This window comes from Flavobacterium chungbukense (assembly GCF_020805785.1).
Lineage (GTDB): Bacteria > Bacteroidota > Bacteroidia > Flavobacteriales > Flavobacteriaceae > Flavobacterium > Flavobacterium chungbukense.
Map to the genome: position 1 here is coordinate 812,659 of NZ_JAJGZV010000003.1, position 13,219 is coordinate 825,877.

Below are 13,219 nucleotides of genomic sequence, written 5' to 3' on the forward strand. Positions count from 1 at the left end.
AATTGATTGTAGAGACGCACAGTAGTGCGTCTTTTTTTTAATTTTAAGGTTTAATAAATTAAATTAGTGCGAATTAGTGTAATTCGTGGCAAAATAAAATCGACATGATTAATAAGCGCCTTTTAATTAAAAATCTTCTCGCACATAATGACGAAAGCAGTTTTTATGATAAAAAAAGGCAGCTGAATCTTCATTCTCGCGAAGGGAAAGGCAAATTCTTAAAACACATTTGCGCATTATCCAATTCCAATCCAAACAATAATTCTTATATCGTAGTTGGAGTAGAAGACCAAGATAACGAAATTGTCGGCGATGACTTCTTCGATGATAGTCGAATTCAGAATCTGGTCAACGCTTTTTTAGAAAATCCGCCTAAAATTCAATACGAAAATGTTCCTTTTCCCAATCTTCCAAAAGACAAAGTAATCGGTCTGGTTACTATTAAACCTAAAAGTAAAATCTCTTATTTTAAAAAAGGAATTCATACTATTTTAGCCAATAGCATCTTTATCAGACGCGGCAGTAATTCGATTCCGCTAGAAGACCATGAGGAAGTAGAAAAAAGTAATCAAAATACCGAAACCGTTATTGGGATTGAAAACAGTTCAAGAAACAGTATTCAATATACTTTAGATGGCGTTATCGATTTTATGAATTTCAGGCATAAAGACATGTCGCCTAAGTATTATGTCTTTAAAGAATTGTTTGTAATCTGTTGGGCTGGAGTTCCTAAAACAATGCGGGATAAAACCTTTCTTTCGCGTGTTGATATCGAATTAATCAACGAACAAATTAAACTTTTTTATTCTGCGCAAGATGTTGTTACGATAGAATATAATGATGATACTTTTACCATTACAGAATATGTTCCTTTGGGTTTGAATGATAAAACGAGTTACTATCCGTTAGAAGAGCAGACTATTCATTTTTTTGATAATGGTTATTATAAAATAGATCGTCAAATGCTTTTTCAGCCGCCAGAATTCAATCGAAAGATGCTTTATCATATTTACAATTCGAATGTGGCATTATTGAGCAAACTTCAAAAAGAAATTGCATTATCTGAAAGAGAAATGAAAGATTTAGAAAATCTGCCTTCTACTTTTATGATTTGTTATTTGAATGGTTTTGAAGATGCTAGACAGAAATTAATTGATGCAAAACTGCTTTTGAAACCTTATAAACAGATTTATTCTTCTTTTAAAGAAGCATTACGAATTTTGCGTAAAATGAAATATGATGTTCAGTAAAAAAAAGGTTCTAAGGTGCTGAGGTTCTGAGATGCTAAGGTTTTGAGGTTTTTTCTGTTGAGACGTAGTAAAGTTACAAAGGTTCAGAGGTTCAAAGTGACAAAGGTTTTCTGTAGAGACGCACTGCAGTGCGTCTACATCCAACATATCGACAAAGATTCAATTTAAATTTATTGAAAATTCAAATATTTGCTGACTTCATTATATGGAAATATAATTTCTTTTGGACCGTCTGCGTAAGACGCGGCTTCATAAGAGTTGTAATATAAAAGCAATCCTTGTGAAGTATAAAAAATATTCTGCGGTAGTTGAAATTTATCATTCTCAAACATTAAGCCTGTCGCATTTATATTTGTCTTTTCTGGAATTTTGTATTTTGCTCGGAAGGTTTTTTCAGCCAATGTTTTAAACTCTTTTTCATTTTTAAATAGCTGGTTATTAAAAATTACTTTTCCCGTTTTTTTATTGAATAATAAAGAACGATAGCCTTGATAGCCGTGCGCTCCTCCAGTAAAAGTATAATGATCAATTTTTAGGTTTAAAATCTGATCCGATTCGAATTCTTTATCTCCGATTATTTTTGCTTCCCAGCCAAAAGTATCATTTGGAAATTTTTGACGCATTTCTTCATAAGATTCAATGAAAGATTTTGACAATGATTTATAATCATCGACTTTAGTTGAATCTTCTCCAAAAAAAACAATTTCTTTTATTACGGCAAAGACTTTTTTATTAATGCTGTCTGATATTACTCGTCCATTTTTGGCAATCGGAACTTCTATTGTGATTTGCGGGCAATCGCTTTTGCATGGAATAGTAGACTTATCTTCAAACTTTTCATTTTCAAATGAGAGCTCTTTTTTGCAACTTGTAAAAATCAAACACAAAAAGATTATAAATATGTAATTTTTCATATCAAAAAGTGTTAATTATCTACAAAGGTAAGAAGTTGTAACCCGATAAAATAAATTAAGCGGTAAATTTGTAAAACAATTATAGAATTAAAATTTATAACTATATGAAATTCAATACAAAAGTAATTCACGGTGGACAGCATCATGATCCAAGTACAGGGGCTGTTATGCCGCCGGTGTATCAAACGTCAACTTTTATTCAGACAAGTCCAGGAAAACCTTTGGCAGATTACGAATATAGTAGAGCCTCGAACCCAACGCGTACAGCTTTAGAAGAAGCTTTGGCTAGTATTGAAAACGGAACTCGCGGATTGGCATTTTCATCTGGTCTTGCGGCGACAGATTGTGTTTTAAGATCTTTTAAAGCGGGTGATGAAATTATTGCAATGGACGATTTGTACGGTGGAACATACAGAATGTTTGCTCGTGTTTATAAAGATTCAGGAATTAAATTTCATTTTGTTGATATGACTAATATCGAAAAATTGAAAAGTCTAATCAATGAAAATACCAAATTAATCTGGGTAGAAACGCCAACAAATCCATTAATGAAATTGGCGGATATTCAGGAAATAGCAAAAATCACTAAAGAAAAAAATATTCTTTTAGCTGTTGACAATACTTTTGCAACACCATATTTACAAAAACCTCTTGATTTAGGAGCTGACATTGTAATGCATTCGGCAACAAAATATTTAGGAGGACATTCTGATGTTATCGCTGGAGCGTTAATCGTAAAAGATGCAGCACTGGGAGAACAATTGCATTTTCAGCAGTTTGCAACTGGAGCAACACTCGGACCAATGGATAGCTTTTTGGTTTTAAGAGGAATCAAAACTTTAGCTTTAAGAGTGCAGAGACATTGTGAAAACGGAGAGAAAGTGGTAGAATATTTAAATAATCATCCAAAGATAAAAACGGTTTATTATCCAGGTTTAAAAAATCATCCGTTTCATGAAATTGCTAAAAAGCAAATGAAAGCGTTTGGCGGAATGGTTTCTTTCGATTTTAAATCGGGTAAAAAAGAAGATTCTATCGCATTTTTAGAAAAACTAAAAGTATTTACTCTGGCAGAATCTTTAGGAGGAGTTGAATCATTAGCCAATCATCCTGCTTTAATGACACACGCCTCTATTCCGGCAGATAAAAGAGCAGAAGTTGGAATTACAGATGATTTAGTTCGATTAAGCGTCGGTATTGAAGATGCAGAAGATTTAATTGCCGATTTAGAACAGGCTTTAGCTTAGGATAAATTCCAAAAAAATAAAAATCCCAAACTCCAAAATGATTAAATTGGAATTTGGGATTTTTTATATTGTAAATTTTAGTTTTAAAACTCTAAGTAGTAGATGTAACCAAAGTTAAACCAAACCTGCCAGTCATTATTTCTATTTTCTGTGTAAATGGTTTTGTTAGGGTTTAATCCGTCAATCCAGTCTGAGTTGTACATTTGAAAACGAGTTTCAAACATTAAATCGCTCATTTTTGTTAATTTGTAATGCACACCAACCGCTGCAGTAGCAGACAAAACAACGCCAGTTTCAGTAGAAAAACCGTGCGCTCGTCCATCAGATGGAGTTAAATATTTTCCTGGCGTAACAGTAGGAAGTGTTATGTCTCCTAAACGAGAACCAACTTTTGTCGAATAATAACTGATCTGAAAACCTAAACTTCCATACGGACTAAAGCTACCAATTGTATTCTCAAAATCGTGAATTTTCATAAAAGGAGAAAATTCTAGCTGCGCACCCAAATTTACTATAGAAGAACTTGCATGCATGTTTCTTAATTGCTGAGCGAATACCCCATCAGGTTTTCTTTCAACCCATTCTCCAAAATGTTTTAAAGTAGTTTTACTAAAAGACAGTTCTGATCTAACTTTGAAGTGTTCTGTGAAATAACTTTCTCTATTATTAGCAGCAGAAAAATTGATAAAATGCATAATTCCAATACCGAAACCTGTGTTTCCTGCATTGGTGTCAAAGTTGTTTCTTTCGCCAAAATCCGACTGTAAAGTTACTGGTCCTGCAAATATTCCTATCTCTTGAGCTAGGTCTGACTGTGCAGATACCGTATTTGATATACTAAAGATGGCAAATAATGTGATAAAGAGGTGCTTAGACATTTTGTTGGGCTTACAAATCTTGGCAAATATATAAAAAACATATTCGATTCAAAATATTAAATCATTCTATTAAAAAATAAGTAACAAAATACTTAATTTGCTAACATTTACGGAGTTATTTGCGTGTAAACCCCTACATGTAAAATGTAATTTTTTGGTTTGTTTGAAAAATGTATAAATCGACTCAAAAAAGTGAAAAATATAACAACGAATAAGAATTTGATATATCTTTGCTTGTTGAAACGAAAACGTTTTCTTAAACGTGATTTCTTAATTTAAAAGCAAAAAATAAATCAACTTATCTGAATAATTTATTTCAAATATGGAACAAAAAATAAATGAATTTATGGCTCTTATTGAGTCCAAAAATCCAAACGAGCCAGAATTTCTTCAAGCTGTTAGAGAATTTGCAGAAACAGTAATTCCATTTATATCTGAGCGTAAAAAATATGATGGAAAGAATATCCTTTTAAGAATCGCTGAACCAGAAAGATCAATAATATTCAGAGTTCCGTGGGTAGACGATAAAGGAGAAATTATTGTGAATAGAGGTTTTAGAATTCAAATGAACTCTGCAATCGGACCTTATAAAGGAGGAATTAGATTTCACCATACCGTAAATTTATCTGTTTTAAAATTCCTTGCTTTCGAACAAGTTTTCAAGAACAGCTTAACTACACTTCCAATGGGTGGTGGAAAAGGAGGTTCTGATTTTGATCCAGAAGGAAAATCTGATGGCGAAATTATGCGTTTCTGCCAATCATTCATGACAGAATTATGTCGTCATATTGGTCCAGATCTTGACGTGCCTGCAGGAGATATTGGTGTTGGGGCAAGAGAAATTGGTTATTTGTTTGGTCAGTACAAAAGAATTAGAAATGAATTTACAGGAGTTTTAACTGGAAAAGGTTTGGCTTACGGAGGTTCATTAATTAGACCTGAAGCTACCGGATATGGTGTAGTGTATTTTACAGATCAAATGCTTCGTACTATTGGTCATGAAATTAAAGGAAAAAGAGTTGCAATTTCTGGATTCGGAAATGTGGCTTGGGGAGTAGCTTTAAAAGTAAATGAATTAGGAGGTACAGTAGTTACTATTTCTGGACCTGATGGTTATATTTATGATGAAGAAGGAATTTCTGGAGAGAAAATTGATCACTTATTAGAGATGAGAGCGACAGGTGATAATAGAGCAGAAAGATATTTAGAGAAATATCCAAATGCTGTTTTCCACAAAGGAAAAAGTCCATGGGAAGTAAAAGTAGATATTGCAATTCCATGCGCTACGCAAAACGAATTGAATGGAGATGATGCACAAAAACTTATTGATAACGGAGTTTTATGTGTAACTGAGGCCGCAAATATGCCTTCTACTTTAGATGCAATTAAACTTTTCTTAGACAATAAAGTATTGTTTGCTCCAGGAAAAGCGGCAAATGCTGGTGGTGTTGCAGCTTCTGGACTAGAAATGACACAGAACTCTATTCGTCTAAACTGGACGAGTGAAGAGGTAGATTTGAGATTGAAAGAAATTATGATCGGAATTCATAACCAATGTAAAAAATATGGTGCCGAAGAAGACGGATATGTAAACTACGTAAAAGGAGCAAACATAGCCGGATTTGTTAAGGTAGCAGATGCTATGCTGGCACAAGGAGTTGTATAAAGTTTTATTTATTTAATATAGAATAGCCTCTATTTGTCTTTTGAAGATAATTTGGAGGCTTTTTTATTTGTATGAAAAAGTAAATAATCCCGTTTGTAGTATATTTGTCAATCAGAATATTTTAAATGATGAAAAAAACATTTTTCTACGTTTTATTTTTATTGCTATTTCAATTTAGTCAGGCACAGAATAAATTGTCATGGCAGGGCTATTTTTCGTTTAATGAAATTAAAGATATTTCTGAATCATCGACAACAGTTTTTGCCGCTTCAGAAAATGCTTTGTTTTCTAAAAATGCAACAACCAACGTTCTTAAAACCACTACAACCGTTGACGGCTTATCAGGTCAGACCATTTCAGCTGTTTATTACAGTGAAACTTTTAAGAAAACAATAATTGGTTACGAAAACGGATTAATGATTTTGGTGAATGAAACAGACGGAAGTATTTTGAAAGTTGTTGATATTATTAATAAACAGCTTCCGGCAAATTTGAAGAAAATCAATCATTTTATGGAATATAACGGTTTGGTTTATGTTTCATGCGATTTTGGAATTGTACAGTTTAATTTGAATACTTCAAAATTCGGCGATACGTATTTTATTGGAGATAATGGCGCTGAAATCAGTGTTAAGCAAACAGCATTTTTTAACGGATTTATTTTTGCCGCGACTTCAAGCGGAATAAGAAGAGCAGATAGCACAAATGCTAATTTAATCGATTATAATCAGTGGACAGTTGTAAATCCAGGAAATTGGTCAAGTGTTGAAGCCTTGGATACCGAACTTTTGGCAATAAATGATTCCGGATATATCCATAGATTTAACTCAAATGCCTTTATAGGTTTTTCTCAATTGCCGCAAGCTGCGGTAGATATGAGGGCAAAAAATCATAATTTATTTATTACAACAGCAAATACAGTTTACGTTTATAATAATCAGCTGGTTCTAAACAGGCAAATTACAAATACTCAAGTTTTAGATAATACTTTAAATTTTAGTTGCGCAACTGCTGTTGGAGCGCAGCTTTTTATCGGAACAAAAGAAAAAGGATTGTTTATTTCTTCACTAAGTACATCATCTGCTTTTGAAAATATAACGCCAGCGGGACCATTACGTAATAATATTTTTTCTTTAGACGCAACTCCAAATGTTTTGTGGACTGTTTATGGAGATTACGATACTTCCTATGATCCTTACAATTTAGATAGTTATGGAATTAGCAAATACAATACTTCTGGCTGGTTAAACATTCCTTACTCTGAGGTTTTTGATGCAAAATCAATTACGCGAATTATTGTTAATCCAACCAATGAAAAACTAGTTTATGCCAGTTCTTTCTTTTCGGGATTACTAAAAATTGAAAATGACGTTCCGACTTTATTATATAATGAAAAAAATAGTGGTTTAGAATCTATTACAACAGAAGGTCCAAATTACATAGACGTTCGTATTAATGCAACCGCTTTTGATAAAACTGGCAATCTTTGGGTCACCAATAGCCGAATTAAAAATGGTTTGAAAGTTTTAAAATCTAACGGACAATGGGGTAGTTATGCTATGACCTCAATTTTGGATAATGCAGAAGCGGTTAGTTTTTCTAGTATAGTTGTAGACCGTAATAATGTAAAATGGATTGGAACAAATAGAGATGGAGTAGTAGCTTTTAATGAAACGACTAATACCTTCAAAAAAATGACTTTCGGTACTGACGCAGGAAATCTTCCTGTTGCAGATGTTAGAAGTATCGCTTTAGATACGAAAAACCAGCTTTGGATCGGAACTATCAAAGGTTTAAGAGTCTTGTCTAATGTTGCGAGTTTTCAAGGAGAAAGTCAATTAAAGGCCAATCCGATTATTATAATGGAAGATAATTTGGCTCAAGAATTAATGTATGAGCAATTTATTACTTCTATTGTGGTTGACGGTGCTAATAATAAGTGGATTGGAACAGCAGATTCTGGTGTTTTTATGGTTTCGCCAAATGGTCAGGAAACCAAATACCATTTTACAATCAATAATTCGCCATTGCCAAGTAATGTTGTCAATGATATAAAAATAAATAGTAAAACGGGTGAAGTTTTTATAGCTACCAATAAAGGAATGATATCTTTTAATGGAGTGGCAACGGCAGCAAATGACGATTTGAGTAATGCTTATGTTTATCCAAATCCTGTTCGTCCAAATTATTCAGGAACTGTAAAAGTTGCCGGATTAATTGATAAAGCCAATGTTAAAATAACGGACATTGAAGGTAATCTGGTTTACGAAATAACCTCTTCTGGTGGAACTATAGAATGGGATACAACTGCATTTGGTAAGTATAAAGTGGCTTCTGGAGTTTACATGGTATTTATTTCCGCACAAGATGGAGGCGAAACCAAAGTCAAAAAAATAATGATTATTCGTTAAGTATTCAGTCTCAGTTTCGGTATTCAGTTAAAAATGAAATCAGATTTTAGGATTCAAAAAAATCTAAAATCTAAAACTAAAATCTAAAATTGTTAGTCAAAACCAAAGCCATAGTAATTTCATCTCTAAAATTTCAAGAAAAAAGCTTGATTGTGAAATGCTTTACGCTTTCTAGCGGGCTGAAGTCTTATTTTGTTCGTGATGCTTTTTCGAGTCGAAAAGCCAGCCAGAAAATTGCTTATTTTCAGCCATTTTCCATTTTAGAAATAGAAGCGGTTCATAAAAACAAAGGCACTTTAGAAAATTTTAAAGAGATTAAAAGCGCAGTTCCTTTTCAGAGTATTCATACTGATATTGTAAAAAGTACAATGGTAATGTTTTTATCTGAAATGCTTCATCATTCGATTCAAGAAGAAGAAAAAAACGAACAGCTTTTCCTGTTTTTAGAAACAGCGCTGACTTGGCTGGATCATCATGACGAAATTTCAAATTTTCATTTAATATTACTTTTAGAAATCACAAAATATCTCGGTTTCTATCCAGATCTTTCAGACATTGATCTTCCTTTTTTTGAAATGAATGAAGGAATTTTTACGGTTTTCCACACTTCGACGGCACTATCCGAACATGAAACCAGCTTGTTTAAAAAACTTATCGATTTAAAGTTTGACAATAGTCAAAAAATCTTCCATGTCATCGAAAGACAAATACTGCTGAAAATCCTCATTGATTTTTATTCTTCTCATTTAGAGGGTTTTAAAAGACCAAAATCGTTGGATATTTTGAAAGAAATTTTTTCATAATCACATTTCTATTTTTATATATTTGCTCAGTATTTTTGTACTAAAAAGTCCCCCGTATTTTTGGTTAGGAATGCAAATTCTCATTAATATCTAATACCAATTATTAAAAAAAAATCTACCATGAAGAAAATTACGTTTTCGATTATTTTGCTTCTGTCGGTAACGGTTTCATCAATTGCCCAAAGAAAATATGATGAAATAGTTACAACAGAAAATGCTGTTCAAGATTTGGTTCAGAACGAAATCACAGGAGTTATTGTCTTTAAAGAAGGCGGAACAGTAAAGGGTTTAGATCCCGAAACAAAAAAAGTTATTTGGACCTTAACAAAAGATGATTTTGGAACTCTTACTTCAAAAGATGTCTTAAAAGATCCTGATTTTGGAAATCTTTTTAAAGAAAAAAGAGATTTGTCTACAGTTCCAGGAAGTCCGTATGTTGAGGCATACATCAATTCAAAATATTTGATTATTAATACCGATTCAGGTAAAATTGTTTACAACTCTTCAAAAGAATCATTTTGGGTTTTTCAATCAGATTTTATTCCTGAAAGTAACGAATATCTTCTTACTCTTAAAAAAGACGGAGAAATGGCAGTTGCATTGTTGGATATGGCAACTGGAGAAATTAAATGGAATACAACGGTTGATAAAGCAAAATCGTTAATAAGTTTTTCAACTAAAGCTTCAAGTTTAACAAACAAAGCAAAGATCAATGGTAACACAGTTTATTATTTGCTTTATGGAAAACTGTACTCTTTTAATAAAGAAAATGGAAAATTAAACTGGAAAGCAGACGAAGATTACACAAGATTTTACGAAACACAAAATGATAAAAATATTGTGGTAATTAATTCTGCTGGACTTCTTTCAACTAAAGAATATATTAATGTTTTGAGTACAGAAGATGGGAAAAGTATCTGGAAAGAATCTATTAAAACTAAATACGTTGTTTACTTAGAAGATTGGGGAACAAAATTATTAATTGCTCATGATAGTGGGTTCAATTTTTTTGACTTAAAAACAGGAGAGAAAATCTGGAAAAAAGATGCTCGTGGAAGCGGTTTGAAAAGAGTAATTCCAATTGATCAAGATTTCTTATATGTTGCAGAAAATGAAATGATGTTGATCAACAAAGATGGAGAAAAGCTTTGGAAAAAATTTATCGAAATTTCTGATGATAAAGAAGATCCAATTTACTACTTAGGAAAAGTTGGAGAAAAAGTAATGTACCTTACAGGAACTTACGGAAATATGGTAGATTACAAAACTGGAGTTAAACTTTGGAAACGTAATATTAAGTTTGAAAAAAGCCGTCCAGTTTTACCAACTTATGACGAAGCTACAAATTCTTACTTAGTGTATAATGATGAGAAATTATACAAATTTGATCCAAGCATCAATGATAAACCAGAGCCGTTTGCTAAAGTAAATATCAAAAGAGAAAAAGAATTAAACAGTATCGAGCAGTTTCCTTGGGGAGTTGTGCTTTCAGGTCCACTTGAAGTGATGGGAGTTAATATGGATGGTACTATAAAATACCATTTGACTTACAATCAACCAGGTGAAACAGGAAGACGTTTAATTAAAAGTGCTGCAATTGTAGGAAGTATTGGTTTAGGTGTCGGAGCAGGTGTAAGCGAATTTAAAGGTTCTGAAGTAACGATGACATACCGCGACTCTAATGGAAATATGAGAACTAGTGTTTTAGTACCAGAAGATAAGAAGAATATGGATCAGGCTAAAAATTATGCGGCAGGATCAGCAGCGCTTGGTGTTGTAGCTGCTAAATTTAATTCTCGTTTTAATGCAATGAAACAAAACAGAGATTTCTCCTATATTTTTGCAAAAGCAGATACAGGAGAAAAAGTTTTAGTTAAAGTTAGTAAAGCTGAAGGAAAAGAGATTGATAAAATCATCTTCACTAACAATAAACCTCTTTATGAGATTGATCCAGCTACTCAGAATATTTTTTATGTTTCTGATAAGTCAATTCAGATCTTCAATAAGAAATAAGAATATAACAAAATCCAAAGCCATCAGGATCTGATTCTGATGGCTTTTTTTTGCCTATGAAAAAAATAATACTCTTATTAGCTATTCTTGTAATTGGTTCAATCCAAGCACAAGAAAAAATAAGCTCGAAAAAAAAGAAGTTTTACATACCTGTAATCAAGTATTCAGAATACCCTGTTCTTGATAATGTCTTAACGCAAACTGCTTTTTATCAAATGGATAAATCGCTACAAGAAGAAGAATCTAATCTCAAGAAACATTTTTTTAATATTGACGGGTATATATCCGATCCTGCTAATGGTAAGTTAAAACTTTATTTGACATTTGCACTGCCAAGATATACTGAAACACAAATTGATAGTGTTTATGATAAAAAAGAAAACAAGTGGAGTTATGGTGCACATTCTAATTACATTACAAATGTAAAACTAGATGTTAAAGTTGGGGATAAAATTATATTATCAAAAGATTTTGGAGGTTCAGAATCGTATTCAATGACTGTTGGAAATAGTCTTGGCGCTGTTAAAGTTGCTGCTTCAGAACATGACAAAAAAATTAGAACAGCCGTTAAGGATTCAGATTACAGCGATGTTGGACTTGGATTTGACAATGCTATTTATAAAACAGCGTTAAGAATTCAGGAGTTTTTAAATTATAAATTGGGTTATACCACTAGTGAAGCAAAGATTAGATTCGAATTTGTAACCTCAAAAGGACATTCTGAATATAATCAAATGTTGGCATTTGAGAACGAAATTACAACTCAGATGCAGAAGATAACACTTGAGAAAGGTCTAGACGAAAAATTACTGACGCCACATTTGCAATATCTTGAAAGTTTATTAGTAAAATATCCAGCTTCGCCTACAAATGTTAACATTCGATTTATTGTTACAAATAATTTGGCTGAAACCTATCTTTTGCTAGAAAATAAGGAAAAAGCATTATTGTACGCAAATTTACTTGTAGAAAACGACAAACAGGATTCGCGCGGAACTGCAATTATTGATCGAATAAATAAAACCAATTTTGCAGATAAAAGATTAAGAGCTCATACGCCTCGTTTTGCTGAACTTAAAAAGTTGGGGCTTAAAATTGCAGAAGAAAAAGAAGAAAAAAGGTTAGCTTTTTTTGAAAAGATTCAACAGCAAGAAGCAGAATGGGAAACTGAAAAATCCAATCGTGAAGCGTATTTAGAAAAAATTAAAACGCAAAGATTTAATTTACTAGATTCCATACCTTATCAGCTAAATGCAAATCTTTTGGCTAAAGTGGTTGAAAATCTTGGAGGAAGTCAAGCATTAAAAAAAGTCGAAAAAGCACATTTGTTTTCTAAAATTTCGATAGAAGGAACAAATATTCCTCAAACGGAAGAAAGATGGGCGACAACATCGCATTATCTTCTTAAGAAAAAAATGCCAGAAACTTATTATGAAATCGTAAACGGAGCAGAAGCTTGGAGCCATGACGATCGTGAAACAGGAATAAATGCTAAATGGGCAAAATTAACAGCCTACGATTATGGCAATTTATCTAAGAATGTTGATTTAGTAAACTTTCTTACCGATTTAAGACTTGATTTATGGAATAATTTTGAGGTTCTGGGAGATGAAATGTACGAAGGAAAAATGTGTTATCATTTAAATTACTTTGAAAAAACATTAAGCTCAGGAAACAGAACAATTCCTAAAACAGATTATCACGTTTTTATTGATAAAGAAAACTTCAATATTGTTTCTACCGAAAAAACAGAATTTGACAATGGTAACAAAAGTTTTTTCGAGAGAAAATTATTTGGCGATTATCGACCTGTTGCAAGTTTGAATTCTGGAAAAATTCCGCATAAGATTAATTACGAAATTGAAGATTTTAACGGTGAAACTTTGTATCAGGAGATTCGTGAAAAAGTAGAAATAAATCCTGTCTTTGGAAATCGAATTTTTATGAAAGAAGTTTATTTCGGCGGTTTTAAATAAGATATAAAACAGGTTAACAGCTGTTTTTAGAATTGGTTATTTTTTGATTGATTAGCTCAAA

9 protein-coding genes are annotated in these 13,219 nt (G+C 32.4%); 7 read left to right on the forward strand and 2 right to left on the reverse strand.

Going from position 1 to position 13,219, the window contains the following annotated elements:
• Positions 1 to 104: 104 nt before the first annotated feature.
• Positions 105 to 1,250 (forward strand): ATP-binding protein, encoded by a 1,146-nt coding sequence (locus LL966_RS13780; RefSeq protein WP_229354023.1) that lies wholly within the window; start codon positions 105 to 107, stop codon positions 1,248 to 1,250.
• A 170-nt stretch (positions 1,251 to 1,420) separates the two neighbouring features.
• Here the strand turns inward: LL966_RS13780 and LL966_RS13785 are convergent, their stop codons facing one another.
• On the reverse strand, positions 1,421 to 2,164 hold the full coding sequence (locus LL966_RS13785; protein ID WP_229354025.1) for a DUF3298 and DUF4163 domain-containing protein: 744 nt from the start codon (positions 2,162 to 2,164) through the stop codon (positions 1,421 to 1,423).
• A gap of 104 nt (positions 2,165 to 2,268) precedes the next feature.
• Here LL966_RS13785 and LL966_RS13790 point away from each other — a divergent pair, with 104 nt between their 5' ends.
• Positions 2,269 to 3,411 carry a cystathionine gamma-synthase gene (locus LL966_RS13790; protein WP_229354027.1) on the forward strand — a complete coding sequence of 381 codons (1,143 nt, stop codon included), beginning with the start codon at positions 2,269 to 2,271 and terminating at the stop codon, positions 3,409 to 3,411.
• An 83-nt stretch (positions 3,412 to 3,494) separates the two neighbouring features.
• Here LL966_RS13790 and LL966_RS13795 read toward each other — a convergent pair whose 3' ends face one another.
• Entirely contained in the window at positions 3,495 to 4,289 is a 795-nt protein-coding gene (locus LL966_RS13795; protein WP_229354029.1) for a THC0290_0291 family protein, read from the reverse strand.
• A 322-nt stretch (positions 4,290 to 4,611) separates the two neighbouring features.
• On the opposite strand from LL966_RS13795, the gene gdhA reads away from it, so the two are divergent.
• The 5 genes from gdhA (at position 4,612) to LL966_RS13820 (ending at position 13,158) form a co-directional block, all read left to right on the forward strand.
• Positions 4,612 to 5,955: an NADP-specific glutamate dehydrogenase gene (gene gdhA / locus LL966_RS13800; protein WP_229354030.1), complete on the forward strand. Its 1,344-nt coding sequence runs from the start codon at positions 4,612 to 4,614 to the stop codon at positions 5,953 to 5,955.
• Between the two features lie 128 nt (positions 5,956 to 6,083).
• Positions 6,084 to 8,366: a type IX secretion system anionic LPS delivery protein PorZ gene (porZ, locus tag LL966_RS13805; protein ID WP_229354035.1), complete on the forward strand. Its 2,283-nt coding sequence runs from the start codon at positions 6,084 to 6,086 to the stop codon at positions 8,364 to 8,366.
• 89 nt (positions 8,367 to 8,455) lie between these two features.
• A complete protein-coding gene (gene recO, locus LL966_RS13810; protein ID WP_229354038.1) occupies positions 8,456 to 9,169 on the forward strand; it encodes a DNA repair protein RecO in 714 nt (237 codons plus the stop codon).
• Positions 9,170 to 9,289: 120 nt separating this feature from the next.
• Positions 9,290 to 11,182 carry an outer membrane protein assembly factor BamB family protein gene (locus LL966_RS13815; RefSeq protein ID WP_229354040.1) on the forward strand — a complete coding sequence of 631 codons (1,893 nt, stop codon included), beginning with the start codon at positions 9,290 to 9,292 and terminating at the stop codon, positions 11,180 to 11,182.
• 56 nt (positions 11,183 to 11,238) lie between these two features.
• Positions 11,239 to 13,158: an Atg14 domain-containing protein gene (locus tag LL966_RS13820; protein ID WP_229354042.1), complete on the forward strand. Its 1,920-nt coding sequence runs from the start codon at positions 11,239 to 11,241 to the stop codon at positions 13,156 to 13,158.
• Positions 13,159 to 13,219: the final 61 nt, after the last annotated feature.